Below are 25967 nucleotides of genomic sequence, written 5' to 3'. Positions count from 1 at the left end.
ATGAAACCTCATGCCACGGCTTACAGCCAACGCTTGCTGCGGGGCCAGGCGCCCTCCTACGAGCGCCTGCAGGCCCGCTTCGCCGAAGACGGCAGCGAACTGGGCCCCGAGCCGATTGCCGTGCATTGCGGCTGGGGCCGGCTGTTGATCGGCCATACCTTCCCGGACCCGGCGAGCCTGGCCCTGGAGTTGCTCAACGAGCAGCCCGGCGAGCGCGACATCGCGCTGTATGTGGCCGCGCCGCAGCAGATTCTGGGGATTGACCCGCAGCAGTTGTTTCTCGACCCGTCCGACACCTTGCGCCTGTGGTTCACCGACTACCGCCCGGCGACCCGGGTGTTTCGCGGTTTTCGGATTCGCCGGGTGCAGAACGAGGCGGACTGGCAGGCGGTGAACCAGCTGTACCACGGGCGCGGCATGTTGCCGGTGGACCCGGCCTTGTTGACACCGCGCCATCAAGGCGGCCCGGTGTACTGGCTGGCCGAGGACGAAGACAGCGGCGCCGTGATCGGCAGCGTGATGGGCTTGAATCATCAGAAAGCCTTTCACGACCCGGAGAACGGTTGCAGCCTCTGGTGCCTGGCGGTCGACCCCCAATGCACCCGCCCCGGCGTGGGTGAAGTGCTGGTACGCCATTTGATCGAACACTTCATGAGCCGTGGCCTGAGCTACCTCGACCTGTCGGTGTTGCACGACAACCGCCAGGCGAAAAACCTCTACGCCAAGCTCGGCTTTCGCGCGCTGACCACCTTCGCCATCAAGCGCAAGAACGGCATCAACCAGCCGCTGTTCCTCGGGCCCGGCCCGCAGGCGGGGTTCAACCCCTATGCGCGGATCATCGTCGAGGAAGCCCATCGGCGCGGGATCGATGTGCAGGTGGATGACGCCGATGCCGGCCTGTTCACCCTGAGCCACGGCGGCCGCCGGGTGCGTTGCCGCGAATCCCTGAGCGACCTGACCAGCGCCATCAGCATGACCCTGTGCCAGGACAAGAGCCTGACCCACAAGGTGCTCAAGGCCGCCGGCTTGAAGCTGCCGGAGCAACAGTTGGCCGGCAGCGCCGATGACAACCTGGAGTTTCTCGACGAGCATCAGCGCATCGTGGTCAAGCCGCTGGATGGCGAGCAGGGTCAGGGCGTGGCGGTGGATTTGCAAACCATCGAGGACGTGCAGAAGGCCATTGAGGCCGCACGCCAGTTCGACACCCGCGTGCTGCTGGAAAGCTTCCACGAAGGCCTCGACCTGCGCATTCTGGTGATCGGCTTTGAAGTGGTCGCCGCCGCCATTCGCCGCCCGGCGGAAATCACCGGAGACGGCCAGCATTCCATCGGCGCATTGATTGAAGCCCAAAGCCGCCGACGCCAGGCCGCTACCGACGGCGAAAGCAAAATCCCCCTGGATCATGAAACCCAACGCACCCTGGAGGCTGCCGGGTACGACTACAGCAGCATCCTGCCCCGTGGCGAACGCCTGGCCGTGCGGCGTACCGCCAACCTGCACACCGGTGGTTGCCTGGAAGACGTCACCGCCATCCTTCATCCGACCCTGGTGGACGCCGCCGTGCGCGCCGCCCGCGCCCTGGATATTCCCATGGTGGGCCTGGACCTGATGGTGCCGGCCGCCGACCAGGCGGAGTACGTATTTATCGAAGCCAACGAACGGGCCGGGCTGGCCAACCATGAACCGCAGCCGACGGCTGAAAAGTTTGTGGACCTGTTGTTTCCCCATAGCCAGCCGACGGCGTGAGAAAGGTGTTGCCTTGACTGGCGCCTTCGCGAGCAAGCCCGCTCCCACATTTGGAATGCATTCCCCTGTGGGAGCCGGGCTTGCCCGCGATGGGGCCGGAACAGCCGATGACTCTCTAGCCAATGGCCCACTCATCGAAACCATCGATGCCCTCAACTCATCAGGAGTTTCCATGACCCGAACCATCCCCGAACCGGATCTCGCTTACCTGCAAAAAGTGCTGCTGGAAATGCTCGCCATCCCCAGCCCCACCGGGTTTACCGACACCATCGTGCGCTACGTGGCCGAGCGCCTGGAAGAGCTGGGCATTCCGTTTGAAATGACCCGGCGCGGCACGATTCGCGCCACCCTCAAGGGCCAGAAAAACAGCCCCGACCGCGCCGTCTCCGCGCACCTGGACACCATCGGTGCCGCCGTGCGCGCGATCAAGGACAACGGCCGCCTGACCCTGGCACCGGTGGGCTGCTGGTCCAGCCGGTTTGCCGAAGGCAGCCGTGTCAGCCTGTTTACCGATAACGGCGTGATCCGCGGCAGCGTGTTGCCGCTGATGGCCTCCGGGCACGCGTTCAATACCGCCGTGGATGAGATGCCCATCAGCTGGGATCACATCGAACTGCGCCTGGACGCCTACTGCGCCACTCGCGCCGACTGCGATTCACTGGGCATCAGCGTCGGCGATTTTGTCGCCTTCGACCCGCTGCCGGAGTTCACCGAGAGTGGCCATATCAGTGCCCGCCACCTGGACGACAAGGCCGGGGTGGCTGCCCTGCTGGCGGCGCTCAAGGCGATTGTCGACAGCGGCCAACCGCTGCTGATCGACTGCCACCCGTTGTTCACCATCACCGAAGAAACCGGCAGTGGCGCGGCCGCCGCGTTACCGTGGGACGTGAGTGAGTTTGTCGGCATCGACATCGCGCCGGTAGCCCACGAGCAGCACTCCAGCGAACACGCAGTGAGTGTGGCGATGCAGGATTCCGGCGGCCCGTATGACTATCACCTGTCACGCCACCTGCTGCGCCTGGCGGCGGAGAATGAGCTGCCGGTGCGTCGCGACCTGTTTCGCTATTACTTCAGCGACGCCCATTCGGCAGTGACCGCCGGCCACGACATTCGCACCGCCCTGCTGGCGTTTGGTTGTGATGCCACCCATGGCTACGAGCGCACCCATATCGACAGCCTGGCAGCGCTGAGCCGCCTGCTGGGCGCCTACATCCTCAGCCCGCCGGTGTTTGCCAGCGACGCCCAACCGGCCAAAGGCTCTCTGGACCGGTTCAGTCACCAGATCGAACACGACACGCAAATGGAGAGCGATACCCGCGTGCCGTCGGTGGACAGCCTGGTGGGCCAAAAAACCTGAGACTGGCAACTGGGATCCCGGCGCAGTAGCATCGCCGGGATTCTTTAGCTGAGACTTGTATGCTGATTCCCTACGATGCACTTGAAGTCGACACCCTGACCCGCCTCATCGAAGACTTCGTGACCCGCGACGGCACCGACAATGGCGACGACACGCCCCTGGAAACCCGCGTACTGCGAGTGCGCCAGGCGCTGACCAAGGGCCAGGCACTGATTGTGTTCGACCCCGAGAGCGAACAATGCCAGTTGATGCTCAAGCACGATGTGCCCAAGCATCTGTTCGACTGACGATCAAGGATTGGGCATGGGCTCGGCCTGCCGGCCCTGGAGGCCCTGGCGGCTGAGGATCTTCTGATAGACCTCCGCCCGGTGCACATTGACCCCCACCGGTGCTTCCACACCCAGTTTTACCTGGGTGCCGCTGACTTCCAGGATGCGCAGGGTGATCTGGTCACCCACCGAGATTATTTCGCCTACCGCGCGGCTTAATACCAGCATGGGGTTCGTCCTTTTTGAGTTTCCGAACCCTGACCTTGCGCTCCCCGGCTATCACCATCAATGGCCTTCAGGCTAAACAGGCATGTCTTACACATCAGGGTAAATTACCCTACAGACAGGCTGTGAATAATCTCGAATTACACCCAAGAACCAAACGATATGTTCATATTTGCAGGCGATCTCTGTGGCGAGGGAGCTTGCTCCCGCCGGGGTGCGAAGCGCCCCCAATAAGGTTAATGCATTCTTTCAGGAAGGCTTGGGTGGCAGGTTTTTGGGGCTGCTGCGCAGCCCAGCGGGAGCAAGCTCCCTCGCCACAGCAAGCTCCCTCGCCACATCAGTTGCTCACCTGAAATTCAACCTTTCACCGCCTGCGACTGAGCCTTGGCCCGCATCTTGTCCGCCATTACGGTCATTTCGTCATAGAGCAACTGCGGGTTCTTCTGCTTCAGCGCCCAGGCCACGCGCCCCTGCTCGTGGGGCAGGATCATGAATTGCCCTTCAGCCACCTGCCGGTAGATGTAGTCGGCGATTTCTGCGGCGGTAATCGGTGAGCTTTCCAGCAGCTTGCCCACTTGGGCCTTCATCGCCGGCGTCGGCCCGCGGAACGAGTCCAGCAGGTTGGTCTGGAAGAACGACGGGCACACCACGTGCACCCCGACTTCCTGTTGCTTGAGTTCCACCAGCAGGCTTTCCGAGAGCGCCACCACGCCGGCCTTGGCCACGTTGTAGTTGCTCATGGCCGGGCCCTGCATCAGGGCAGCCATGGAGGCGATGTTGATGATGCGCCCCTTGCTCTTTTCCAGCAGCGGCAGGAACGCCTTGCAGCCCTTGACCACGCCCATGAGGTTGATTGCGATCTGCCAGTCCCAGTCTTCCAGGGACAGTTCGCTGAAGAACCCGCCCGACGCCACGCCGGCGTTGTTGACGATCACGTCGATGCCGCCGAGCTTTTCCTCACAGGCCTGTGCGAAGGCAGTGAGCTGGCTGTAGTCGCGCACGTCGCAACGCTGGGTGAAACCGTCACCACCGGCCTGGCGCACGAGCTTGAGGGTTTCTTGCAGGCCCGCTTCACTGACGTCCGACAAGGCCAGTTGCCAGCCTTCGCGGGCCCAGCGCAGAGCGATTTCGCGACCCAGGCCAGAACCGGCGCCGGTGATCATCATGCGATTTTGCATAGGAAAGTAGCCTTGTGGTTCACGGAAGAAGTGAGCCGCAGTGTAGCGAAGGTTTTTCCCCCACCCACGCACCATCAGACTGCTGAATGCCCCAGGCAAACCGTGGGCCGGGTCGGATGGCGGGAAACCCGCCAAGTTCAATTTATTTAAACTAAGGACGGGTATTTGCAACGCAGTTAAAGGAAATAAGCAACTTAGCAAAAAGCTTTAAAAAAACACGGAATTTTCCTTCGAACACACCGGTCGGAGTTAGTAAGGCGTCCGTAACAGCTGTCGGGCCTATTCGTTAAATAACAGGTCTTTTCAGAAGACAATAAGGAAAACAACACATGAGCCTCATTCTTATCATTATTCTGATCCTCCTGCTGGTCGGCGGTCTGCCAGTGTTCCCTCACTCGCGCAACTGGGGTTACGGGCCATCGGGTATTCTCGGTACCGTATTGGTAGTGCTGTTGATTCTGCTGTTGCTCGGCAAGATATAACGCTTTAAAACGCGTAAAAAAAGAGGCCTTAAAAGGCCTCTTTTTTTATGCGCGGGTGTTTAATCCGGCTTGCCGTCCACCACGCCTGCGGTGTTATCCAACAGGCTCTTGGTAGCCGTCTGCAGGAACGACTCGAGCTTCTGCTTCAACGCAGCCTCGTCCGGCGATTCTGGAATCACTTTCCCGGTCGGGTTGGCGCCCAGTTCGTATTCCCACAACTTCGGTGGCATTTCCTTAGGCAGTACCAGCACCCGGTCACCGGTGAGCAAGGCCACGGTCTGGTCGCTGCCCGACGGCTTGATCACGCCAAAGCCCTTGTCGCCTTCCGGCAGGTTGAGCAGGTCGCGACCCCAGCACTGGTGCAGGGTGTCACCGCCGAGGCGGCCCATGATGGTCGGCACGATGTCGATCTGGGTGCCCACGGTGTGGTCACGCTCGCCGAACTTCTCCTGCATGCCCGGTGCAATCATCAGCATCGGCACGTTGAAGCGGCCCAGGTCCATCTCGGTGATCTGCTGCTCGTTGCCGAAGCCGTGGTCGCCCACAATCACGAACAGGGTTTCCTTGAAGTACGGCTCCTTGCGGGCCTTTTCAAAGAACTGGCCCAGGGCCCAGTCGGAGTAGCGCATGGCCGTCAAATGCTCGTTGAGGCTGCCACGGTCGGTGACTTTCTCAACCGGCAATGGCGTCGGCAACGCGTACGGCGTGTGGTTGGACAGGGTTTGCAGCAGCGCATAGAACGGCTTGCCGCCTTCACGTGCCTTCAACTCTTCCAGGCCACGGGTGAACATGTCCTGATCAGACACACCCCAGGTCGGATCCGAGAACACCGGGTTGACGAAGTCATTACGGCCGATGAAGTTGGTCATGCCCTGGTTGCTGAAGAAGCCCGACTGGTTGTCCCAGGCAAAGTCGCCGTTGTAGACATACACGTCGTCAAACTTGCGGGCGCTGAGCAACTGCGGCAGGCCCGAGAGCTTGTGGCTGCCTTCCGGGGTCTGCATCAGGTATTCGAAGCCCGGCAGGTTCGGGAAGCACGCCATGGTGGCGAACATACCCTGGTGGGTGTGGGTGCCGTTGGAGAAGAAGCGGTCGAACAGCAGGCCTTCCTTGGACAGTTTGTCGAAGTACGGCGTGATGTTGCCCGGGCGACCCAGGGCGCCCACCGAGTGACCGGCGAAGCTTTCCATCAGGATCACCACGACGTTCTTGATCGGCAGGGTCTTCTCGGCCGGCGGCGTGAAGTCACGGCGCACGGCGGCAGTGTCGGTGTCTACCAGCTTCTCGCTCGGCAGCACCAACATGTCGCGCACGGTCTGGGTGGCCAGCGGTTGTTCCAGGGTGGCTTTCCAGATGTTCGAACGCTCCTCGGAGAAACGCGCCTTGGCGGCCGAGATCAACGACAGCGTGCCGTTGAGGCCCAACTGGTTGGCGAAGTTCGAGTCGGTGGTGTACACGTCACCCCAGCGCAGTGGCGGGCCCTGGCGCAGGGTGCCACGGATGGCGACCACCGCGACCAGCAGGCAGACCACGAACACCGCGATGCGTGTGTACCACGGCGCCACCTGGCGGGTGCCGATGCTGCCACCGCTGAACGGGCCGCGTGGGCGGGTTGCACGGTCGGCGCCTTTAAAGGCGATGCTCAGGATCAGCGTGCCCACGGCCCAGGCCAGCAGGTAGCGCACCACCGGGAAACCGTACCAGAGCATGCTCATCACGGTTTTCGGGTCTTCCTTCACGTACTGGAAGACCAGGCCGTTGAGGCGCTGGTGGAATTCGCGGTAGAAGTCCATTTCCATCAGGCCCAGGAACAGCGCGATGCTCGACGCGACCGTCAGCCAGAAGCGGAAAAACCCGCGAGCCGCCATGGCACGTACGCTGAACAAGGCCAGCAACAGCGGGACCAGCACGTACATCACCAGGCGAATATCCAGGCGCAGGCCGTTGGCGAACGCTTCAAGGAAGGTCGAGGCCGGTGTGTCGAGGATCATCTCGCGGTTGTAGACCAGCAGCGCCAGGCGCAGCAGGGAGAACATCACCATCATGATCAAGGCACAAAGCAGCGTGTACGCCAGATGGGATTTGACGGTCGGTTGCAGCAAGCGATTAGAAGCTCGCTGCTGATTCAGGGCGTCCGGGTTTGCCATGTCGTTTTAGGACCCATTGGAAGTTTAAGTTGCGAATGAATACAGCGGCGCCCCGCCCCCACCCAGTCAGGCTGGGGCAGGTGGTGAACGCGATGGCGCAAATGGTGCCCGATCAACGCCGGCAACGCCATTGATTACTCACTCCGGCCGTTTGTTGGCACTCGTCTTAGAGCACTCGGGCGGGAAAATAGCCGGCGAATTGTCTTGGATGGAATGTGAAAATTTTGTACAGCGAATATCTCGACACACAAAAAACAGCCGGGATTGTAGCGGGCAACTTAGGGCCGTATCTTTGCCCACTGCCCTTTTGGATTGCCCATGATGTTTTATTGCTACCACCCAAGTCCGCTCGGGCCGCTATTACTGGCGGCGGATGAACAAGGATTGCGCTTGTTGTATATGAACGTGCATCAATGCCCGGTGCAGGCAGAGTGGACCCTGGCAACTAACGAGTTGGATGAAGTGCGCCGGCAACTGGATGAGTACTTCGCACGCAAGCGGGAAGTGTTCGACCTGGCGCTGGCACCGGTGGGCACGCCGTTTCAACAACAGGTGTGGCAAGCGTTGTTGCAGATTCCCTACGGGCGCACCTGGACCTATGGCCAACAGGCACAGCACCTGGACAATCCCAAGGCGATCCGCGCGGTGGGCACGGCCAATGGCGCCAACCCGATCTCCATCATCATCCCGTGCCACCGGGTGGTGGGCAGCGATGGAACCCTGGTGGGGTTTGGCGGCGGGATTGAAAACAAGGTGAAGTTGCTGGAGCTGGAAGGCAGCTGGTTGATCTGAAGGCTCCCGTGCGGGGCACGGAAGCCTTGCCCGGGGATCAGATCCGCACGTTGCCGCGCGGCCCGGCGATCGCCCAGATGATCAAGCCCAACACCGGCAGCAGCAGGATCAACAGGATCCACAGCACCTTGGCGCCGGTACCCGCGCCGCTTTTGAACACGTTGATGATCGCCCAGATATCCAGCGCCAGGATGATCAACCCGATCAGGCCATTAAAAGTGGAACCCATGGTATCGCTCCTAAGTGAGGGCTTGCCTGCTTAGGATAGTCAGCCGTGGCCAGGGGTTCCGTTTTATTTCAGACGTGGACCGCAACCCGCAGGGCTTCCAGGGACGGTTCGCCCTTGATCCCGACTTCGGCACACAACGCCAGCACCCGTGGCACGTCATTGCCGTAGACCAGCACGGCCTGGATCTCGTCGTCCAGCAACTGGCTGAAGTTGACCAGCACGTAGCCACCATTTTCCGGGTTGAGCGCGCTCATCTGGACCTGGATGCGGTTCAGCGCGGTCAGGGCTTCGGTCTTGGCCAATTGCTTGGGCTTGAGGTTGAACGCCACGCCGGGGCCGAACGAGGCAACGATCTGGGCGAACAGGTCCTGGTAAGAGTCGGCCTGGAACAGCACGGTGTCCGGCAGGCTGCCGACAACGATCCACTCCCCCAGGGGAATCGGGAAAGTGTCGTCGTAGTTGATGTCCGGGTTGGCCGCCAGGAAAGCGTCAGCATCGGCGTAAGCCTGGGCCGCCTCGTCCGCCACCCTGGCGATCTCGGGTTCGCTCATGCAGCCGGAGCTGATTTTGCTGATGAGTTCGACGAGTGCGCTTTTCATGGGGTGGTCCTGTGACGGGGCTGGTTTTGAGGGCGCAAAGCCTACACCAGTTTTTGCAACTGCGCCGCCGTATCCACCGCCCCCATGGTCTGGGCCGCTGTCAACGCGGTCACGCCCTGGGCGTCGGTGGCCGTGGGGTTGGCGCCCTGGCTGAGCAGGTAATCCACCATGTCGATGCGGTTGAACATCGCCGCCATCATCAGCGCCGTACGGCCATCAGAAGACGCGCCCTCGACCAACGCACCGCCTTCGATCAACGCCTTGACCACCGGCAGGTTGCCCTTGAACGCAGCGCCGGCAATCGGCAGTTGGTTCTTGTCGTTGGCAATCTGCGGGTCGGCCTTGAATTCCAGCAACACTTTCACCGCGTCTGCATGACCGTGGTAGGCCGAGAGCATCAGCAGCGTATCGCCATTGTGGTTACGCAGGTTCGGCGGCAAGCCCTTGGCCAGCAGCGCAGCCAGCATCGCGGCATCGCCCTTGCGGGCCACGTCGAACACCTGCTCGGCAAATTCGGCGGCTTCGTCTTCGGTCATTTGTTTGGCGTGGTCTGACATGTGGGGCTCCTTGTCTGGTGTTTCATAAGGCGTCCAGTCTCGCGACGGAGTTCCCCCCTGTCATGCCTTTTTTCCCAAAAGCGGCGATAGGCAGAATCAATAACGGAACTTGCCCGCCTGGATGTCCGCCAGCAGTTGCCCGGTGACGGGCACGTAGCTGTCCGACCCCGGCAGCCAGGCAAAGATCGGATCGTCACCCGCCTTGTGCGGGTCGAACGCCTCCTCCTTGAGTTTCACCTTCTGGTATTTGAAGGTGCCGGTCGTCTCCATCTTCACTTTAATCCGCAGGAACAACGGCACCGCATACGCCGGCAACTGCCCGTGGGCAAACGTCAGCAACTCGCGCATGTCCAGGGCGGCCAGGGATTCGGCAGGCGTGATGGCGGCCATGCCTGCACGGCCATTGGTGTTTTCAATCTCCACGCCGTAGGCCACCACTTCGGAAATCTGCGGGTGCTGCAAGAGGATGTTTTCGACTTCGGTGGTGGATACGTTCTCGCCCTTCCAGCGGTAGGTGTCCCCCAGCCGATCCACGAACTGGGCATGGCCGAAGCCGATATTGCGCAGCAGGTCGCCGGTGTTGAAGTAGCGGTCGCCCTTCTGGAACACATCGCTGAGCACCACTTTGCGGTTTTTCTCGGGGTCGGTGTAGCCGTCGAACGGCGCCTTGTCATCGATCCTGGCCAGCAGCAGGCCCTGGCCGCCCTTCGGCACCTCGCGCATAAACCCGTTACTGCCGCGAATCGGCTCACAGCTGTCATGGGCGTAGTCCACCAGCGCCCAGTGCATCAGGGAAAAGCCGATGGTGTTGTCGAAATTCAGCACGTTGGTGAAGCCGATATTGCCGTCGCTGGCGGCGTACAGCTCGCAGATGTGATCGACGCCAAAACGCTGCTTGAACTCGGCCCAAACGCCGGGCCGCAGGCCGTTGCCGATCATCTTCGTCACCGGGTTGTCACGGTCCTGCCCGCTGGCAGGCTGATCGACCAGGTAGCGGCACAACTCGCCGACATAGCCCAGGGTGGTCGCGTTGAAGCCGCGCACGTCATCCCAGAACTGGCTGGCGCTGAACTTGCGGCGAATGGCAAACCCCGACGCCCCGGCGATTGCCGAACCCCAGCACACGCACAGGCCGGTGGCGTGATACAGCGGCAAGGTGCAATAGACGACATCGTCGGGGCCCATATCCAGGGCGATGGTGCCGAAACTGGCCGAGGACTTCATCCAGCGGCCGTGCTTGAAAATGCCCGCCTTGGGCAAGCCGGTGGTGCCGGAGGTGTAGATATAGAAGCAAGGATCGTTGAAGAAGATCTGCTGGGTGCTGGCAGGGTTTTCTGCCGGGCATGCGGCACTGGCGGCCATGAGGTCTGCATAACCTGGCGGTACGTGGGTGTGCTGCTGGTCGGCGATAAACCAGGTTTTATCCGCGTGGATTGCCACTTGGCTGCGAACGGCCTCATAGGCACCGACCAACTCGGCGCCCACCACAACCGCCACCGGCGTCACCAGGTTGAGGCTGTGTACCAGCGCTGCCTGGGTTTGCGAGGTGTTGAGCATCGCGCAAATGCCGCCCAGCTTGGCCACGGCCAACACGCTGAGCAACAACTCGGGGCGGTTCTCGATAAACAATGCCACCACGTCGCCCTTGCCGATGCCCTGCTGGTGCAGGTAATGGGCCATGCGGTTGGCCTGCTGGTTGGCCTGGCGGTAGCTGAGTACGGTGTCGCCATACAGCAACGCAGCGCCATCGGGATTGCGTTGAGCGGCGTTTTCGAAGGTCCAGCCCAGGCCACAGGGCTGGTCAGGGTCGGTGATGTTGGCCACGCGGATACCGCGGACCAATCGCGGCAGCGCACGGACTATGGCGGGCACCTTACGCAGCATCATGCCCCAGGTGATCATGTCACTCGGCGGGTGGTTCATGGCGGGAACGTCCTTTTTCTTATTGTTCGTATGACCCTCAAGCACCCTTTGCACCGTCATATCGGCGCCGAATGCCTTGCAGGAAAATACGCCAGCCTTTCTTTGGCTGTACACGCAGGATTTGAAAAGTTTTGTATCCCGAAAGGAAAAGGAATTTACCGGCCGGCGACGCGGTCACTATGGAAGACCTGCTCCGCCTGCCAGCGGCGAAACACTTGGCAAAACCCCGCAAAATGCAGGATGCACGATGGCCATTCATGCAAATTGCACGAAAGCGAAAACTCTAAATTTTCACAACACGTTGATTTATAACAACTTTTTAAGACAGTCAGTGCTGGCACAATCACTGCACCTATCACTCCACGCTGCAAAACATGAGCTAACGGAGCTGATAGACATGAGCCTGATCCAAGATAAATTTTCTTCTGTGTTCGCCAATTTCGACGTCACCACCCAGGCGCGCCCTGATGGCGGCATCCTGCTGACCTTGCGTAACAGCGAAGGCAAGCAGATCAAACGTTCGATCTCTTATCAGCAGTTGCACACCGCCGATCAACTGACGTGGGTCATCAGCGCCATTCGCCGTGACCTGGCTGAACAAGCCAGTGACCTGCCGCAGATTTCGATGCTGCAAAGCCAGAACCGCTTTGCCCTGCCGACTTATCATTCGGCTTGACCGTCATGCAGGACCCGAACAGGTCGTGGTGCCGTTGCGCATCACGACCTTTTTTTATTGGCATAAACCCTGTTTGATCGCCTCGTTCACCGCTTGAACCCGGTTAGTCACCTGCAATTTGCCGTAGATGTTACGCAGGTGAAACTTCACTGTGGCTTGGGAGATTGAACGAATCTTGCTGATTTCCCAGACCGTCTTGCCTTCAGAGGCCCAGCGCAGGATTTCCCGCTCCTTTGGGGTCAGGGGTTTGCCTGACAGCAACTCTGCACGCCGCTTGCTACTGTTGTCAGATTCCTCGGACGGCTGTTCCAGTGGCTCTGGACCGCTCATGGGTGCCTCTCTCTTCTTCTGGTCTAGTAGCGCCCGTATTCGGATTACTCCTATTGACAGGCGAATAAATACTGAGACCAGAGAGAGTTACACAAAGAGTGGAAGTATTAAGTAAGGCCAGCGAGAAACAGGTGTTGCTCACAAACTTATAAGTTTTTTCCCACAACAATTTCCAACTTGTATGGGTTGCACTTTATAGCAGCCCCCTATTCAGGAGGCTGTGCGGGTCACTCAGTCGTCGAGCCGGGGGAAAGCCTCGGCGATCGCGTCGCCGGTCAGATTGACCGCCAGCCCGTGCGCGCGGTTGAACAGGCGGATCACCACAAAGTGCGGGTTCTCCCCCATATCAAACCAGTGTGCGATACCGGCCGGCACCGAGATCAGGTCGTTTTTCTCGCAGAACACCGCGTACACATAGTCGTCGATGTGCAAGGTAAACAGCCCACGACCGGCGACGAAGAAGCGTACGTGGTCTTGCGCCATGCGGTGTTCGTCGAGCCGCTCGGCGCGCAGTTCGGCTTTCTGCGGGTGGTCGTTGCTGACGCTGACCACATCGACGTGGGTGTAACCGCGCTCGGTCATCAGTGTGTCGATGGGCACCTGGTAGGCCGCGATGATCTCACCCTCACTGGCACCCGCCTCAAGCCGGGTGGCGGCCTGCCAGCGGTCGAAGCCCACGCCCAGCTCGGCCAGGGTCGAAACGATATCGTCCTGATGCGTCAGCACCTTGTTCGGGGTATCGGGGGTGGAGACGTGGTAAACCGCGAGATAGCTCATCAAACTCTTCCTCTGTCACGGGAGCGGCTCATGGCCGCTCCTCTTGCAATCGAATGCCAATGATTAGGGCGGCGGCCAGAGCCGCAAGGCTGGCAATGCTGAAGGTCAGGGTCGGCCCCAGCAGGTTCCAGCTATAACCGGAATAGAGTGCGCCCAACGCACCGCCGGTGCCGGCCAGCGCGGCATACAGTGCCTGGCCCTGGCCCTGCTGGCGAGCACCAAAGCTGCGCTGTACAAACTGGATGGCCGCTGCGTGAAAACTGCCGAAGGTCGCGGCGTGCATCACCTGCGCCAGCAACAGCACCCAGAAGAATTCCGCGAACGAGCCCAGCAGCAGCCAGCGCAGCGCCGCCAGCAGGAAACTCGCCATCAGCACCCGGCGTACCGAAAAGCGCGTGAGGATCCGGCTCATGGCCAGGAACATCAACACTTCCGCGACCACGCCCAAAGCCCACAGCATGCCGATCACACCCCGGCTGTAACCCAGGTGTTCGAGGTGCAACGTGAGGAAGGTGTAGTACGGGCCATGGCTCATCTGCATCAGCGCCACGCAGGCATAAAACGCCAGTACGCCGGGGCTGCGCAGTTGACGCAAAAAGCCGTCACCGGCCAGGCGGTTACCCTGGTTCAACGGCTGCGCATTGGGCACCCAGAGGCTGGCGCCGATGATGCCCGCCATGATCACCACGACCACCACCGGGTAGATGTCCAGGCTCAGCCCGTCGAACAGGCGGCCCATGATCACCACGGTAAGGATAAACCCGATGGAGCCCCACAACCGCACCTGGCTGTAGCGCGAGGTCTGGCCCTGCAAATGCGCGAGGGTAATGACCTCAAACTGCGGCAGCACCGCGTGCCAGAAGAACGCGTGCAAGGCCATCACCAGCGCCAGCCAGGCGTAGGTCTTGCTGACAAAGATCAGCGAGAAGCTCACCAGGGTGCACAGCGCGCCGACACGCACGATGGCCAGGCGCCGGCCGGTGTAATCCCCCAGCCAGCCCCACAGGTTGGGGGCCACGCAGCGCATCAGCATGGGGATGGCCACCAGCTCGCCGATGCGCGAACTGGAGAACCCCAGGTGATCGAAGTACAGCGCCAGGAACGGCGCCGTCGCCCCCAGCAGGGCGAAATAGAACAGGTAGAAGCTGGAGAGTCGCCAGTACGGGAGTGCTTCCGTCAGCATAAGTGGCGGGTGGCGAGCGAGCTTGCTCGCGCTGGGTCGCGAAGCGGCCCCACTGGAAGCGCCGCATTTCTCCAGGTAATACCGGGTTGCAGGCTTTGGGGCCGCTTGGCAGCCCAGCGCGAGCAAGCTCGCTCGCCACACACCGTCACAGCTGGCCCAACACCGGCGTACTGACCTTCACATCGGCGTTTTGCCCGCGATGGCGCAGCAGGTGGTCCATCAAAACGATGGCCATCATTGCCTCGGCAATCGGCGTGGCGCGGATGCCGACGCAGGGGTCGTGACGGCCCTTGGTGATAACGTCCACCGGGTTTCCGTGCACATCAATCGAACGGCCCGGCGTGGTGATGCTGGACGTTGGCTTGAGGGCCAGGTGCGCAACGATCGGCTGGCCGGAGGAGATGCCCCCGAGAATGCCGCCGGCGTTGTTACTGAGGAAACCTTCGGGGGTCATCTCGTCACGGTGCTCGGTGCCGCGCTGGGCCACGCAGGCGAAACCGGCGCCGATTTCCACACCCTTGACCGCGTTGATGCTCATCAGCGCGTGGGCCAGTTCGGCGTCGAGGCGGTCGAAGATCGGCTCGCCCAGGCCCGGCATCACGCCTTCGGCCACCACGGTGATTTTCGCGCCGACGGAATCCTGGTCGCGGCGCAACTGGTCCATATAGGCTTCCAGTTCCGGCACCTTGTCCGGATCGGGGCAGAAGAAGGCGTTGTCTTCGACGCTGTCCCAGGTCTTGAACGGGATTTCGATCGGGCCCAGCTGGCTCATGTAGCCACGAATCACGATGCCCTGGGTCGCGAGGTATTTCTTGGCAATTGCACCGGCTGCCACGCGCATCGCGGTTTCCCGCGCCGAACTGCGGCCACCGCCACGGTAGTCGCGCTCGCCGTATTTGTGGTGGTAGGTGTAGTCGGCGTGGGCCGGGCGGAACAGGTCCTTGATCGCCGAGTAGTCCTTGGACTTCTGGTCGGTGTTGCGAATCAGCAGGCCGATGGCGCAGCCGGTGGTGCGGCCTTCGAACACGCCGGAGAGGATTTCGACTTCGTCGGCCTCCTGGCGCTGGGTGGTGTGGCGGCTGGTGCCGGGCTTGCGGCGGTCGAGGTCACGCTGCAGGTCTTCCAGGGACACCTCTAGGCCCGGCGGGCAGCCGTCGACAATGGCGACCAACGCCGGGCCATGGCTTTCGCCCGCGGTGGTAACAGTGAACAGCTTGCCGTAGGTATTGCCGGACATGCAGGGCGCTCCGTGAAATCAGTTGAATCAAGTCAACCGTAATAACTTAAGGCGGCCAGTATACGCAGGCTAACCGACTAGTTCATCCTCGAAACCTTACCGGTAGACGTTGGTCCAACCGGCACCTTCCTCATGATGGCGCGATGATGCTGCGAGTTCTGCTTTTGACCCTTACCCTGTTTTCCAGCCTTGGCTTCGCCGCCTCCCCTGTCGTGCTGCAACGGCCCATCAGCCTGGACACCGGCAGCGGCGAGCTGTTTGGCTCGCTGTTATTGCCCAAATCCGACAAGCCTGTGCCGGTGGTGCTGATCATTGCCGGCTCCGGACCCACCGACCGCAACGGCAACAGTGCCGACGGCGCGCGCAATGACAGCCTCAAGCGCCTGGCCTGGGTACTGGCCAAACACAACATCGCCAGCGTGCGCTACGACAAGCGCGGCGTGGCCGCCAGCCTGGCCGCCACCCCTGATGAACGCAACCTGACCCTGGACGCCTACGTCTCCGACGCCGTGGCCTGGGGCAAGTTGCTCAAGGCCGACCCGCGCATGGGCCCGTTGATTGTGCTGGGCCACAGCGAAGGTGCGCTGGTGGCCGCCCTCGCCGCCCCACAGCTCGATCCGGCCGGGGTGATTTCCCTGTCCGGCAGCGCCCGCCCGGTGGACCAGGTGATTCGCCAGCAACTGGCCGACCACATGCCGCCCGCGCTGTTACTGCGCAGCAACCAGATTCTCGACCACCTCAAGGCCGGCCAGGTGGATGCCGATGTGCCCACGCCGCTTGAGGGCATTTTCCGACCCAGCGTGCAGCCTTACCTGATCAGCCTGTTCCGCGCCGATCCGTCGGCGGCCTTTGCCAAACTGAAAATGCCGGCACTGATCGTCCAGGGTACCAACGACCTGCAAGTCGGCGTGGCCGATGCGCAACAACTGCAGAAGGCCAAGCCGGACGCCGAGTTGACGGTGATCGAGGGCATGAACCACGTGATGCGCATCGTGCCCAATGACGTGAAGCAGCAATTGGAATCCTATAACGACCCACAGTTGCCGCTGGCTGCCGAACTGGGCACGCGCCTGGTTCGCTTTATCGACGGACTTCGCGCCAGTTAAGCGAGTATTGCCCCTCCAGTCCTGAGTAAAACGGCCGATAAGCCATGGGTCGACAGCAAAAAGCCTGTCGGCCCGCAGAGCTTGGACAGGATCGCGCCGAATGACGAACACCGAAGCAACACCCGAATCAACCGCCGAGACCACGGCAGAAACCGAGGCCGCCGCATCGGCCGCGTTACCGTGGGCGGAGGTACAGGCCGAACATTTCAAGATGCTGCGCCTGGCCCCGTTGGCCACCGACCGCGCCACCGGCGTACGGCCCCTGCGCTTTGTGCAATTTGGCTGGGCCGAACGCAATAACAAAGACAACAGCCTGCTGCGCATGGTCATTCAATTGCCTGGCCAGCGGGTGCGCCGGGAACAGAACCACCTGGATATCTGGGTCGACCACACCACCCAGCGGGTGCATTTCGGTCCGGGCAACAGCCTGGAGATCGAACCGGCAAACCGCGGCATCGGGCGTTTCCTGGTGGCCCAGGGCGCCGCATGGGCGAAAAAGAAGTGGTCGCACTATCGCGTCGACGGCGTTGACCTGGCCAACAAGGACGCACTGAATGAAGCCACGCGCCTGCGGCGGGATCACTTCCTGCGCATCCAGGGGTTTGATGTGGCGTATGCCGATGTCCAGCATTTGAAGGGCAACGTGCAGCCCGGCAAGGTCAGCGATGTGCTGGACAGCTGGAACACTGAAAAGCTGCAGTTTGTGGAAATTCTGGAAGCGGCGCAGATGCTGCAACAGGCCGAGCAGAACCTGGCGGAGCAGGAAGTGAAGCTGCGCAAGGAAGAGGAAAAGGTCACCAAGTTCAAGCGCGAAGACAGCGGGTTGCGCTTCACGATTACCTGCCTGGTGGCGTTTACCGTGTTTCAGGCGGGGTTGTTGATCTGGATTGCGACACATCGGTAATCCTTCTGCAGAAACCGGATACAAATGTGGGAGCTGGCTTGCCTGCGATTAGCGGTGTATCAGCCAGCATCCCCGGCAATGACACTCCGCTATCGCAGGCAAGCCAGCTCCCACACTGACCGTATTCCTGCCGTTAGATCAGACCCTGGCGGCAAACACCGCCTGATGAGCCCGACACTGCTCGGCCGTCAACATGAACACGCCATTCCCACCGCGCTGGAAGTCCAGCCAGGCAAAGTCCACTTCCGGGTACAACGCCTCGACGTGAACCTGGCTGTTACCCACTTCCACGATCAACAAGCCCTTCTCGGTCAGGTGATCCGCCGCCTCGGCCAGCATCCGCCGAACCAGGTTCAAACCGTCATCCCCACACGCCAGGCCCAGTTCCGGTTCGTGCTGGTATTCGTCCGGCATGTCGGCAAAGTCTTCGGCATCCACATACGGAGGGTTGGACACGATCAGGTCAAAACGCTGGCCCGGCAAACCGTCAAAGCCATCGCCCTGCACGGTATACACCCGCTCGTCGACGCCATGGCGCTCGATATTCTGGTTGGCCACTTCCAGCGCTTCGAAGGACAGGTCGCCCAATACCACTTCAGCGTCCTGGAACTCGTAGGCACAGGCAATACCGATGCAACCGGAGCCGGTGCACAGGTCCAGAATGCGCGCCGGCGGTGTGCCCAGCCACGGTTCGAAGCGGTTTTCGATCAGCTCGCCAATCGGTGAGCGTGGAATCAGCACGCGTTCATCGACGATAAACGACATGCCGCAGAACCAGGCTTCTTTCAACAGGTAGGCGGTGGGCACGCGCTCATGGATGCGGCGGTGCAACAACCGTTGCACGTGGGAGATTTCCTCTTCTTCCAGGTTGCAATCCAGGTAGCTGTCGGCGATTTCCCAGGGCAGGTGCAAGGCGCCGAGCACCAGTTGCCGGGCTTCGTCCCAGGCGTTGTCGGTGCCATGGCCAAAAAACAGGTCTTCCCCATGGAAACGGCTGACAGCCCAACGGATATGGTCGCGCAAGGTGCGCAGGCGAGAAGTGATCACGGGGGCAAGCTCCTGGAAAAAACGACCGGCGATTCTAACAGCCTTAAGCTGTACCGACGATGTACGAAAAAACCCTTTGCCGCACGTCGGTTTTCATCTTAAACGTGCTTTTTGTGTAAACGTAGTGCCCTATTGACATCGCTGCACGCCAACAACGGCGTACCTTACGATGGTAGCGATTCACAGAAGCGCTCAGCCAGAGGACAATGTCACAAAAGCCCCACTCACAGGAGCCCCAGAATGTCCGTTCCAAAGACGATGTTTCAACTCAGCGGTCGTGGTTACGCAGCGGCGAACCTGAACCATGCGACCCTCGTGATCATCGACGCCCAGAAGGAATACCTCAGCGGCCCCCTCGCCCTCTCGGGCATGGACGCGGCTGTCGAAAACATCAAGCAACTGGCGGCTGCCGCGCGCAACGCCGGGCGCCCGATCGTGCATGTGCGCCACCTGGGCACCGTCGGCGGGTTGTTTGACCCCCAGGGCGAACGCGGTGAATTCATTCCAGGCCTTGAGCCACAGGCTGACGAAACCATCATCGGCAAGCTGCTGCCCAGCGCCTTTCACGGCACCGGCCTTGAGAAGCACCTGCAAGACCTCGGTTCCCTGGACCTGATCGTCTGCGGCTTCATGAGCCATTCCAGCGTCAGCACCACCGTGCGCGCGGCGAAGAACCTGGGCTTTCGTTGCACCCTGGTGGAAGACGCCTGCGCCACCCGTGACCTGCCTTACAAGGGGGGCATCCTCAGCGCTGACCATGTGCAGCAGACCGAAATGGCCATCATGGCTGACAACTTCGCCACCCTCGCCCTGACCAAAGATCTGATCTGATCGACCTCCGATGAGCGGGTAGCCGCCCGCTCATCCGCAAAAGCCTGTCATTTGCTGCAATTGCCTCTGTACCCGGAACAACCTGTGTATCTTCCGGTCGAAGGGCCGATACCCTGGAGGAAAGGTCGGAATGAAGATATCCGATGGTTTTGATGCACGTCGCTTGCGCCCCAAGGGCCCGAGCAACTGGCGTCTGCGCATCGGCGCCGGCTTTGCCGCGCTGTTCGCGATAGTAGGCGTACTGCTGGCAGTGGCTGGCGCCGCCGGTTTGTCTGGACATTCACCGGCCTTGGGCGAGCTGAATGCCAGCCCGGGCGGTTCTGCAATATTGCTGGTGATCGGCCTGCTGGTGCTGTGGTTCGGCGTATGGCTGTGGCGCCGTTGCCGTCGGCGCATGCGCCAGCCGTTGTCACTGAACATCGCTTCCCACCTGATGAAAAAGCACGACTGATGGCGTCCAGATAGCGTTTGTTGCGCATCAAGCCGCCGCGATTAGGTAAACTGCCCGCCCTTCGCGGAGGCTGACATGCAAGACGACGATTTTTCCCTGTTCAAGAGCGAGCTGCGCGGCGTCAAGCCGATCAAGCACGATCGCGCCGAAACCGGCAAACCCAAGACCGACCGCGCGCAGATCGCCAAGCTGCGCCAGGCGGCGACCGTGCGCACGGACGCCACCACCGTGGACGGCCTGTCGGATCAATTCGTTATCGATGTAGGCCCCGAAGATGAGCTGATGTGGGCCCGCGACGGCGTGCAGGAAAGCCAGATGCGCAAGCTCAAGGTTGGCCAGATCCCGTTCGAGGGCAGCCTTGACCTGCACGGCATGACCGTCGAAAAAGCCCGCGAAACCCTCTGGGCGTTCCTCGCCGAAGCCACCAAATTCGAAATCCGCTGCGTGCGCGTCACCCACGGCAAGGCCGTGCGCCTGGATGGCAAGCGGCCGATGATCAAAAGTCACGTCAACACCTGGTTGCGCCAGCATTCCCAGGTGCTCGGCTTTACCTCGTGCCAGCCTCGCCACGGCGGTGCGGGTGCGGTGTATGTGATGCTCAAGCGCACCATGATGGAAGGCCGCGACGAGTAACAAGTGCCATCGTCAGGCTTGCAGCGATGTGTCGGCCACCGTACCCTTGCCCTTTGCGAAAACCCCACTAGGTAGTTTCATGTCCCTGGAACAGAATTACACCGCGATCCTCGGCCAACTCGGCGAGGACGTCTCCCGCGAGGGCCTGCTCGACACGCCAAAACGTGCCGCCAAGGCCATGCAGTACCTTTGCCGCGGTTATGCACAGACCCTTGAAGAAGTCACCAACGGTGCCTTGTTCAGCTCTGACAACAGCGAAATGGTGCTGGTCAAGGACATCGAGTTGTACTCGCTGTGCGAACACCACCTGCTGCCGTTTATCGGCAAGGCCCACGTCGCGTATATCCCGAGCGGCAAAGTGCTGGGCCTGTCGAAGGTCGCGCGTATCGTCGATATGTATGCCCGTCGCCTGCAGATCCAGGAAAACCTCAGCCGCCAGATCGCCGATGCGGTCCAGCAGGTCACCGGCGCCCTGGGCGTTGCGGTAGTGATCGAGGCCAAGCACATGTGCATGATGATGCGCGGTGTGGAGAAGCAGAATTCGTCGATGATCACTTCGGTGATGCTGGGTGAGTTCCGCGAAAACGCGGCCACCCGCAGCGAGTTTCTCAGCCTGATCAAGTAATACGCGGCACCGAGGAAAACCGGCGTTCATCGCCGGTTTTTTTTCGCCTGTGAAAAATCAGGTAAGCTGCGACCCCTTAAGTCCAGGGCAAGAGGATTATCACCGTGTTCGTTAAAGCACTTCGAGTCGGCCTCGGCCAGATTGTCATCATCGGCGACTTCATCACCCGCCCGCGCAAGCAGCAGCGCCCGGCGAGCGCTCAAGCCCTGGTCGACCAGTCGGCCAAGGACCTGACGCTGTATCAGTTCCACGCGTGCCCGTTCTGCGTGAAGACCCGCCGCACCCTGCGCCGCCTGAACGTGCCGGTGGCGTTGAAGGACGCGAAGAACAACGAGCAGGACCGCCAGACCCTGCTGGAACAGGGCGGCAAGATCAAGGTGCCGTGCCTGCGCATTGAAGAGAATGGCCAGACCACCTGGATGTACGACTCCAAGGTGATCATCGATTACCTCGACAAGCGGTTTGCGGCGGTCTGACAAACAGCGAGGATCCAGTGTGGGAGCGGGCTTGCTCGCGAATGCGGTGTGTCAGTCAGTGAATTCGGCGACTGACACACCGCATTCGCGAGCAAGCCCGCTCCCACAGTTGTTTTTGCAGCGCGGTTAAGTCCGTAATGCCAATTCAAGGTCCAGTAATGCGGAGCCCAGGCACTTGCCATGGGCGTCCAGCGCCAGCGACCTTGTCACTCCGCCCCGCAAGATCCCCGGCAGCACGAAATTCAGTGCCTGCACATTGGGCAACTCGTAACGCCGTACCGGGGCCGCCCCCGCCTCCAGCAATGGCGCAAAAAACGCCGCCACCGCCTCGGCCGTCAGTTGCTCGCAAAGCAACGGATAGTCCTCGGCCCGATACGCAATGATCGAGATGTTCGAGGTGTCGCCCTTGTCTCCCGTACGGGAGTGGGCCAGGGTGTGCAGCTTCATGATTCGATCCTCGAATTGACCGCGTGACGGGGCAACAGCAACGACGCCACCGCCACCACCTGGCGCAGGCTCTTGCTGGCGCCTCCGCCACCGGACGGGCCGTTGGTGTAGAGGGTTTCCACTTCATTGCCCACGCGCACCGCCTCGCTGCGTTCTTCGCAACGGGCGCTGACCCGCAGTCGCACTTCCCAAGGTTCCACCGTGCTGCGCGGCCCATGCAGCGAGTCCATGCCGATCAATTCGGCGCGTACGTCCTGCAGGCGCACGCCGGTCAATTCCAGCCGTTTGAGCACCACATCGCGCGCCAGTTGCGCACGGGCCACCGCCCCCGGGCCACCGTAGGACATCTGGCCCTCGCCGATCCAGCCGTCCAGGTAACCGACGCTGACTTTCAACTGTTCAGGCCGTGGCCGCCCGTTTGCGCCATGAGCCCGCACCCGGTCCACGGCCTCCTCGGTAAACGACACCCGGGAAAAGTCCGCGCACACGTCCGGCGTCAGGTACGCCGCCGGGTCATGCACTTCGTAGATCAATTGCTCGGTGCAGGTGGCACGGCTGACCCGCCCACCGGACCCGGCGACCTTGGTGATCAAGGCTTCACCGTCTGCGTCAATCTCGGCCAACGGAAAGCCCAGCCGCGCCAGATCGTCCACATCCTTGAAGCCCGGATCAGCAAAGTAGCCGCCGCTGACCTGCCCCGCACATTCCAACAAATGCCCCACCAAAGTACCCCGCCCCAGGCGCTGCCAGTCATCGGCAGCCCAGCCAAACTCGAACATCTGCGGTGCCAGGAACAACGAAGGGTCCGCCACCCGGCCGGTGATCACCACGTCGGCATCGGCGCGCAGGGCGTCGATAATGCCCTCGGCCCCCAGGTAGGCATTTGCGGAAATCAGCCGGCCACCCAATGATCCAACGGTTTGGCCGTTATCGAGCAACTGCTCCGGCTCGCGGCGCAACACCTCAAGCACATCATCCCCCACCACCGCCAGCACCTTGGGGTTCAGCCCCAATTCGCTGGCAATCCGCCGCACTTCAACCGCCGCCGCCACCGGATTGGCCGCGCCCATGTTGGTGATCACCCGCAAGCGCCGGCGGCCGTCGGGCTGGCCGACAAAGGGCAGCACACGGCGCATGCGCTCACTCAACAACGGGTCGTAACCGCCTTGTGGGTCGCTGATCCGCGCCTGTTGCGCCAGGGCGATGGTGCGTTCGGCCAGGCATTCGAAGACCAGGTAATCCAGGTCGCCCTGTTCGGCCAATTCCACCGCAGGTTCGATACGGTCACCGGAGTAGCCGGCGCCGGAACCGATGCGCAAGGTTTTCATTTCAAATCACTCCCAGGAGCAGAGCCGTCAGGGTCATCAACACCGACGCGGCAAACAGAAAAGGGATGGTGAAGCGCTGGTGATCGGCCAATTCGATCTTGCACAGGCCCACCAACAGGAAGGTCGCCGGCGTCAGCGGGCTGACCGGGAAGCCGGTGGTGTGCACCCCCAGCAACGAGGCCTGGGCTACTTGCAATGGGTCGACGCCCAGGGCCTTGCCGACTTCGGCGATCACCGGCATCACGCCGAAGTAGTAGGAATCGGGATCAAACAGCATGCTCAAGGGCATCGACAGGAAGCCCACCACCGCCGGAATCAGCTTGCCGTGGCCCGCCGGAATCTGCGCCACCGCCACTTCGGCGATGGCCTTGAGCATGCCGGTGCCTTGCATGATGCCGGTGAACACCCCGGCGGCGAGCAGGATGCTGGCCATGGTCAGGGCGGTTTTGGCATGGGCATCGATCCGCGCGCGCTGGGCGTCGACGTTCGGGTAGTTGATACACAGCGCGACCACGGTGCCGAGCATGAACATCACCACCGGGTCGACCCAGCCGGCAATCATCACCACCATCACCAGCACCGTCAGGACCAGGTTGACCCAGAACAACCGCGGGCGACGCAGGGCGATGTCATCGTCGCTGAGCACCCGTTGCGGCACTGCATCCACACTGGAACCGGCGCCCAGGCCCAGGCGTTTTTCTTCGCGGCGGCCCAGCCACCAGGCGCAGGCGAACACAAAGACCAGGCCGACGATCTGCACCGGGATCAACGGCTGGAACAAGTCTGCCACCGGCACATGCAGCGCCGCCGAGGAGCGCAACACCGGGCCGGTCCACGGCAGGAAGTTGACCCCGGCGGCCATCGCGGCCACGCAGGCCAGGATGCGTTTATCGATCCCCAGCCGCGTGTACAGCGGCAGCATCGCCGGTATCGTCACCAAAAACGTCACCGCGCCGGAGCCGTCCAGGTGCACCAGCAGCGCCAGGGTCGCGGTACCGACGACAATCCGTGTAGGACGCGTCCCTACCGTGCGCAGGATGCGATCAATGATGGGGTCAAGCATGCCGGCATCGGTCATGATCCCGAAAAACAGGATCGCAAACACAAACATGCCCACCACGGGAGCGACGTTCTTGATGCCAGTGATGATGAAGGCGCTGGTTTGCAGGCCGAAACCGCCCAGCAGCGCAGCGATGATCGGCAAGGCGATCAGGGCCACCAGTGGCGAGAGGCGCTTGCTCATAACGGCGGTGAGCAGGCAGAGGATGGTGATAACACCCAGGGTAGCGAGCATGGGGTAGCTCCAGAACGGCGTTTTCGGCCGGTTATTGTTTTCCCTGGAGTATTGGAATCGCGTTAGGCTTTGTAAATTGGAATATTCGGCACTCAATATTCGAAAAAACAAAACGCTCGAGCAGAATAAAAATGAAAAATTCGATCCAGCATATCCAGGCGTTTCTCGCCGTTGCCCGCACGGGCAGTTTTACCAAGGCCGCCAATGAGCTGCACTTGTCGCCCTCGGCGCTGACCGTTCAGGTGCAGCAACTGGAAGAGTGGCTGGGCGTCGCCCTGCTCGACCGCAGCCCGCGCCACGTCAGCATTACCGCTGCCGGGATGGATGCCCGTGGGCCGATGGAGAAGCTGTTGCTGGACCTGGATAACATCGTCACCGGCTCCCGCGACCTGGCGGCGCTGCGTCGCGGTGTGGTCACCATCGCCGCCCTGCCCTCCGTGTGCGCCGGCGCCTTGCCGCCTGCCCTGCGCCTGTTTCGCGAGCGTTTTGCCGGGATCGAGGTGCGCCTGCATGACCTGGTGGCCCATCGCATTCATGCGCAGGTACGTTCGGGTGAAGTGGACTTCGGCATTGGCGTGCGGGCGCGGCTGAGCCATGGCCTGGCGTTTGAGCCGGTGCTGAATGACCGGTTGTGCGCGTTTGTACCGCTGGATCATCCGTTGACCCGCCATACCGCCCTGACACTGGCGCAACTGGCTGACCAGCCGATCATTCTGACCGGCCGGGACAGCAGTGTGCGGGAACAGGTGGACGCGTTGTTCGACGACACACGCTTGTCGATGCTCGCGGGGATGGAGGCCAACTACATGTCGACGGTGCTGGCGTTGGTGCGCCAGGGACTGGGGATCAGTATCTTGCCGGAGTCGGCGGCGGACAGTCTGGAGGGGTTGAAGCGGATCACGATCGATCATCCAGGGGTGAACCGGGAAATCGGGTTGATCAGTCGCAGTGGGCAGCCATTGAGCCCGGCGGCGCAGCGCTGTTTTGAGTTGCTCAATGATGAGCTATCTGGCGCACCGCAAAACTAAATGTGGGAGCGGGCTTGCTCGCGAAAGCGGTGTGTCAGCCAATACATAGGTTGGCTGACACACCGCTTTCGGGGGGTGTCAGAAATTTTG

Annotated in this window: 29 protein-coding genes; 14 read left to right on the top strand and 15 right to left on the bottom strand. The window is 61.5% G+C overall.

The window, feature by feature from the left end; genetic code table 11:
• From ngg to HX855_RS27915, 3 genes are all read left to right on the top strand, one after another.
• Positions 1–1746, top strand: coding sequence for an N-acetylglutaminylglutamine synthetase (gene ngg / locus HX855_RS27925; protein WP_177089202.1), 1746 nt, complete (start codon positions 1–3; stop codon positions 1744–1746).
• A gap of 172 nt (positions 1747–1918) precedes the next feature.
• Entirely contained in the window at positions 1919–3103 is a 1185-nt protein-coding gene (locus HX855_RS27920; RefSeq protein WP_003216760.1) for an osmoprotectant NAGGN system M42 family peptidase, read from the top strand.
• A gap of 59 nt (positions 3104–3162) precedes the next feature.
• Entirely contained in the window at positions 3163–3390 is a 228-nt protein-coding gene (locus HX855_RS27915) for a YheU family protein (protein WP_003192759.1), read from the top strand.
• A gap of 3 nt (positions 3391–3393) precedes the next feature.
• Here HX855_RS27915 and csrA read toward each other — a convergent pair whose 3' ends face one another.
• Positions 3394–3600: a carbon storage regulator CsrA gene (csrA, locus tag HX855_RS27910; protein WP_177089203.1), complete on the bottom strand. Its 207-nt coding sequence runs from the start codon at positions 3598–3600 to the stop codon at positions 3394–3396.
• A 353-nt stretch (positions 3601–3953) separates the two neighbouring features.
• Positions 3954–4775 carry an SDR family oxidoreductase gene (locus tag HX855_RS27905; protein ID WP_177089204.1) on the bottom strand — a complete coding sequence of 274 codons (822 nt, stop codon included), beginning with the start codon at positions 4773–4775 and terminating at the stop codon, positions 3954–3956.
• Positions 4776–5104: 329 nt separating this feature from the next.
• Between HX855_RS27905 and HX855_RS27900 the strand changes: the two genes are divergently transcribed.
• A complete protein-coding gene (locus HX855_RS27900; protein ID WP_003216767.1) occupies positions 5105–5257 on the top strand; it encodes a DUF3309 family protein in 153 nt (50 codons plus the stop codon).
• A gap of 59 nt (positions 5258–5316) precedes the next feature.
• Here HX855_RS27900 and HX855_RS27895 read toward each other — a convergent pair whose 3' ends face one another.
• Positions 5317–7404, bottom strand: a complete 2088-nt coding sequence (locus tag HX855_RS27895; RefSeq protein ID WP_177089205.1) for an LTA synthase family protein — start codon at positions 7402–7404, stop codon at positions 5317–5319.
• Positions 7405–7725: 321 nt separating this feature from the next.
• Between HX855_RS27895 and HX855_RS27890 the strand changes: the two genes are divergently transcribed.
• Positions 7726–8196, top strand: coding sequence for a methylated-DNA--[protein]-cysteine S-methyltransferase (locus HX855_RS27890; protein ID WP_177089222.1), 471 nt, complete (start codon positions 7726–7728; stop codon positions 8194–8196).
• Between the two features lie 37 nt (positions 8197–8233).
• Here the strand turns inward: HX855_RS27890 and HX855_RS27885 are convergent, their stop codons facing one another.
• From HX855_RS27885 to HX855_RS27870, 4 genes are all read right to left on the bottom strand, one after another.
• Positions 8234–8425, bottom strand: a complete 192-nt coding sequence (locus tag HX855_RS27885) for a PLDc N-terminal domain-containing protein (protein ID WP_010176042.1) — start codon at positions 8423–8425, stop codon at positions 8234–8236.
• 68 nt (positions 8426–8493) lie between these two features.
• A complete protein-coding gene (locus tag HX855_RS27880) occupies positions 8494–9024 on the bottom strand; it encodes a hypothetical protein (RefSeq protein ID WP_177089206.1) in 531 nt (176 codons plus the stop codon).
• Between the two features lie 41 nt (positions 9025–9065).
• A complete protein-coding gene (locus tag HX855_RS27875) occupies positions 9066–9581 on the bottom strand; it encodes an ankyrin repeat domain-containing protein (protein WP_177089207.1) in 516 nt (171 codons plus the stop codon).
• A 96-nt stretch (positions 9582–9677) separates the two neighbouring features.
• Entirely contained in the window at positions 9678–11504 is a 1827-nt protein-coding gene (locus HX855_RS27870) for a long-chain-acyl-CoA synthetase (RefSeq protein WP_177089208.1), read from the bottom strand.
• A 397-nt stretch (positions 11505–11901) separates the two neighbouring features.
• Here HX855_RS27870 and HX855_RS27865 point away from each other — a divergent pair, with 397 nt between their 5' ends.
• On the top strand, positions 11902–12180 hold the full coding sequence (locus tag HX855_RS27865; RefSeq protein ID WP_177089223.1) for a DUF3509 domain-containing protein: 279 nt from the start codon (positions 11902–11904) through the stop codon (positions 12178–12180).
• A gap of 54 nt (positions 12181–12234) precedes the next feature.
• Here HX855_RS27865 and HX855_RS27860 read toward each other — a convergent pair whose 3' ends face one another.
• The 4 genes from HX855_RS27860 to aroC all read right to left on the bottom strand — a co-directional run bounded on the left by HX855_RS27860 (position 12235) and on the right by aroC (position 15707).
• Positions 12235–12510 carry a response regulator transcription factor gene (locus tag HX855_RS27860; RefSeq protein WP_177089209.1) on the bottom strand — a complete coding sequence of 92 codons (276 nt, stop codon included), beginning with the start codon at positions 12508–12510 and terminating at the stop codon, positions 12235–12237.
• Between the two features lie 231 nt (positions 12511–12741).
• Positions 12742–13287 (bottom strand): acireductone dioxygenase, encoded by a 546-nt coding sequence (locus HX855_RS27855; protein WP_177089210.1) that lies wholly within the window; start codon positions 13285–13287, stop codon positions 12742–12744.
• Between the two features lie 28 nt (positions 13288–13315).
• The gene (locus HX855_RS27850; protein ID WP_177089224.1) at positions 13316–14467 is read right to left on the bottom strand and encodes an MFS transporter; all 1152 of its coding nucleotides are present in this window, start codon (positions 14465–14467) and stop codon (positions 13316–13318) included.
• A 148-nt stretch (positions 14468–14615) separates the two neighbouring features.
• The gene (gene aroC / locus HX855_RS27845; RefSeq protein ID WP_177089211.1) at positions 14616–15707 is read right to left on the bottom strand and encodes a chorismate synthase; all 1092 of its coding nucleotides are present in this window, start codon (positions 15705–15707) and stop codon (positions 14616–14618) included.
• A gap of 143 nt (positions 15708–15850) precedes the next feature.
• Here aroC and HX855_RS27840 point away from each other — a divergent pair, with 143 nt between their 5' ends.
• Together HX855_RS27840 and HX855_RS27835 are read left to right on the top strand one after the other, a co-directional pair.
• The gene (locus HX855_RS27840) at positions 15851–16813 is read left to right on the top strand and encodes an alpha/beta hydrolase (protein ID WP_177089212.1); all 963 of its coding nucleotides are present in this window, start codon (positions 15851–15853) and stop codon (positions 16811–16813) included.
• Positions 16814–16913: 100 nt separating this feature from the next.
• Positions 16914–17717: a hypothetical protein gene (locus HX855_RS27835; protein WP_177089213.1), complete on the top strand. Its 804-nt coding sequence runs from the start codon at positions 16914–16916 to the stop codon at positions 17715–17717.
• A gap of 138 nt (positions 17718–17855) precedes the next feature.
• Here the strand turns inward: HX855_RS27835 and prmB are convergent, their stop codons facing one another.
• Positions 17856–18764 (bottom strand): 50S ribosomal protein L3 N(5)-glutamine methyltransferase, encoded by a 909-nt coding sequence (prmB, locus tag HX855_RS27830; protein ID WP_177089214.1) that lies wholly within the window; start codon positions 18762–18764, stop codon positions 17856–17858.
• A gap of 240 nt (positions 18765–19004) precedes the next feature.
• Between prmB and HX855_RS27825 the strand changes: the two genes are divergently transcribed.
• The 5 genes from HX855_RS27825 (at position 19005) to HX855_RS27805 (ending at position 21780) form a co-directional block, all read left to right on the top strand.
• Positions 19005–19595: a cysteine hydrolase family protein gene (locus tag HX855_RS27825; RefSeq protein ID WP_008433198.1), complete on the top strand. Its 591-nt coding sequence runs from the start codon at positions 19005–19007 to the stop codon at positions 19593–19595.
• Positions 19596–19725: 130 nt separating this feature from the next.
• Complete coding sequence (locus HX855_RS27820; protein ID WP_177089215.1) at positions 19726–20046, top strand: hypothetical protein; 321 nt, start codon at positions 19726–19728, stop codon at positions 20044–20046.
• 75 nt (positions 20047–20121) lie between these two features.
• Complete coding sequence (locus HX855_RS27815; protein WP_177089216.1) at positions 20122–20679, top strand: Smr/MutS family protein; 558 nt, start codon at positions 20122–20124, stop codon at positions 20677–20679.
• Between the two features lie 79 nt (positions 20680–20758).
• Positions 20759–21304, top strand: a complete 546-nt coding sequence (gene folE, locus HX855_RS27810) for a GTP cyclohydrolase I FolE (RefSeq protein WP_011062625.1) — start codon at positions 20759–20761, stop codon at positions 21302–21304.
• A gap of 104 nt (positions 21305–21408) precedes the next feature.
• Positions 21409–21780, top strand: a complete 372-nt coding sequence (locus HX855_RS27805; RefSeq protein ID WP_177089217.1) for a glutathione S-transferase N-terminal domain-containing protein — start codon at positions 21409–21411, stop codon at positions 21778–21780.
• A gap of 126 nt (positions 21781–21906) precedes the next feature.
• Here HX855_RS27805 and HX855_RS27800 read toward each other — a convergent pair whose 3' ends face one another.
• From HX855_RS27800 to HX855_RS27790, 3 genes are read right to left on the bottom strand one after another with little or no spacing between them, the layout of a single operon-like run.
• Positions 21907–22227: a hypothetical protein gene (locus HX855_RS27800; RefSeq protein ID WP_177089218.1), complete on the bottom strand. Its 321-nt coding sequence runs from the start codon at positions 22225–22227 to the stop codon at positions 21907–21909.
• A complete protein-coding gene (locus tag HX855_RS27795) occupies positions 22224–23555 on the bottom strand; it encodes an acyclic terpene utilization AtuA family protein (protein WP_177089219.1) in 1332 nt (443 codons plus the stop codon). The genes HX855_RS27800 and HX855_RS27795 overlap by 4 nt, the downstream gene beginning before the upstream one ends.
• Position 23556: 1 nt before the next feature.
• Positions 23557–24849 (bottom strand): CitMHS family transporter, encoded by a 1293-nt coding sequence (locus tag HX855_RS27790; RefSeq protein ID WP_177089220.1) that lies wholly within the window; start codon positions 24847–24849, stop codon positions 23557–23559.
• A gap of 131 nt (positions 24850–24980) precedes the next feature.
• On the opposite strand from HX855_RS27790, the gene HX855_RS27785 reads away from it, so the two are divergent.
• Complete coding sequence (locus HX855_RS27785) at positions 24981–25877, top strand: LysR family transcriptional regulator (RefSeq protein WP_177089221.1); 897 nt, start codon at positions 24981–24983, stop codon at positions 25875–25877.
• Positions 25878–25967: the final 90 nt, after the last annotated feature.

Origin of the sequence: Pseudomonas sp. IPO3778 (genome assembly GCF_013386825.1) — a bacterium.
Classification (GTDB): Bacteria; Pseudomonadota; Gammaproteobacteria; order Pseudomonadales; family Pseudomonadaceae; genus Aquipseudomonas.
Note: the sequence above shows the minus strand (reverse complement) of the source record. Positions and strands in the feature narration are given on the sequence as shown.

What these genes read in the sequence shown, in the direction of transcription:
- HX855_RS27875 (WP_177089207.1), bottom strand. Translation starts at nt 9,581, where the DNA reads ATGTCAGACCACGCCAAACAAATGACCGAAGACGAAGCCGCCGAATTT.
- HX855_RS27865 (WP_177089223.1), top strand. Translation starts at nt 11,902, where the DNA reads ATGAGCCTGATCCAAGATAAATTTTCTTCTGTGTTCGCCAATTTCGAC.
- HX855_RS27880 (WP_177089206.1), bottom strand. Translation starts at nt 9,024, where the DNA reads ATGAAAAGCGCACTCGTCGAACTCATCAGCAAAATCAGCTCCGGCTGC.
- aroC (WP_177089211.1), bottom strand. Translation starts at nt 15,707, where the DNA reads ATGTCCGGCAATACCTACGGCAAGCTGTTCACTGTTACCACCGCGGGC.
- HX855_RS27920 (WP_003216760.1), top strand. Translation starts at nt 1,919, where the DNA reads ATGACCCGAACCATCCCCGAACCGGATCTCGCTTACCTGCAAAAAGTG.
- HX855_RS27785 (WP_177089221.1), top strand. Translation starts at nt 24,981, where the DNA reads ATGAAAAATTCGATCCAGCATATCCAGGCGTTTCTCGCCGTTGCCCGC.
- HX855_RS27835 (WP_177089213.1), top strand. Translation starts at nt 16,914, where the DNA reads ATGACGAACACCGAAGCAACACCCGAATCAACCGCCGAGACCACGGCA.
- HX855_RS27870 (WP_177089208.1), bottom strand. Translation starts at nt 11,504, where the DNA reads ATGAACCACCCGCCGAGTGACATGATCACCTGGGGCATGATGCTGCGT.
- HX855_RS27815 (WP_177089216.1), top strand. Translation starts at nt 20,122, where the DNA reads ATGCAAGACGACGATTTTTCCCTGTTCAAGAGCGAGCTGCGCGGCGTC.
- HX855_RS27900 (WP_003216767.1), top strand. Translation starts at nt 5,105, where the DNA reads ATGAGCCTCATTCTTATCATTATTCTGATCCTCCTGCTGGTCGGCGGT.
- HX855_RS27855 (WP_177089210.1), bottom strand. Translation starts at nt 13,287, where the DNA reads ATGAGCTATCTCGCGGTTTACCACGTCTCCACCCCCGATACCCCGAAC.
- HX855_RS27890 (WP_177089222.1), top strand. Translation starts at nt 7,726, where the DNA reads ATGTTTTATTGCTACCACCCAAGTCCGCTCGGGCCGCTATTACTGGCG.
- HX855_RS27820 (WP_177089215.1), top strand. Translation starts at nt 19,726, where the DNA reads ATGAAGATATCCGATGGTTTTGATGCACGTCGCTTGCGCCCCAAGGGC.
- csrA (WP_177089203.1), bottom strand. Translation starts at nt 3,600, where the DNA reads ATGCTGGTATTAAGCCGCGCGGTAGGCGAAATAATCTCGGTGGGTGAC.
- HX855_RS27885 (WP_010176042.1), bottom strand. Translation starts at nt 8,425, where the DNA reads ATGGGTTCCACTTTTAATGGCCTGATCGGGTTGATCATCCTGGCGCTG.
- HX855_RS27795 (WP_177089219.1), bottom strand. Translation starts at nt 23,555, where the DNA reads ATGAAAACCTTGCGCATCGGTTCCGGCGCCGGCTACTCCGGTGACCGT.
- HX855_RS27840 (WP_177089212.1), top strand. Translation starts at nt 15,851, where the DNA reads ATGATGCTGCGAGTTCTGCTTTTGACCCTTACCCTGTTTTCCAGCCTT.
- HX855_RS27905 (WP_177089204.1), bottom strand. Translation starts at nt 4,775, where the DNA reads ATGCAAAATCGCATGATGATCACCGGCGCCGGTTCTGGCCTGGGTCGC.
- HX855_RS27860 (WP_177089209.1), bottom strand. Translation starts at nt 12,510, where the DNA reads ATGAGCGGTCCAGAGCCACTGGAACAGCCGTCCGAGGAATCTGACAAC.
- HX855_RS27895 (WP_177089205.1), bottom strand. Translation starts at nt 7,404, where the DNA reads ATGGCAAACCCGGACGCCCTGAATCAGCAGCGAGCTTCTAATCGCTTG.
- HX855_RS27915 (WP_003192759.1), top strand. Translation starts at nt 3,163, where the DNA reads ATGCTGATTCCCTACGATGCACTTGAAGTCGACACCCTGACCCGCCTC.
- HX855_RS27825 (WP_008433198.1), top strand. Translation starts at nt 19,005, where the DNA reads ATGTCCGTTCCAAAGACGATGTTTCAACTCAGCGGTCGTGGTTACGCA.
- ngg (WP_177089202.1), top strand. Translation starts at nt 1, where the DNA reads ATGAAACCTCATGCCACGGCTTACAGCCAACGCTTGCTGCGGGGCCAG.
- folE (WP_011062625.1), top strand. Translation starts at nt 20,759, where the DNA reads ATGTCCCTGGAACAGAATTACACCGCGATCCTCGGCCAACTCGGCGAG.
- HX855_RS27800 (WP_177089218.1), bottom strand. Translation starts at nt 22,227, where the DNA reads ATGAAGCTGCACACCCTGGCCCACTCCCGTACGGGAGACAAGGGCGAC.
- HX855_RS27790 (WP_177089220.1), bottom strand. Translation starts at nt 24,849, where the DNA reads ATGCTCGCTACCCTGGGTGTTATCACCATCCTCTGCCTGCTCACCGCC.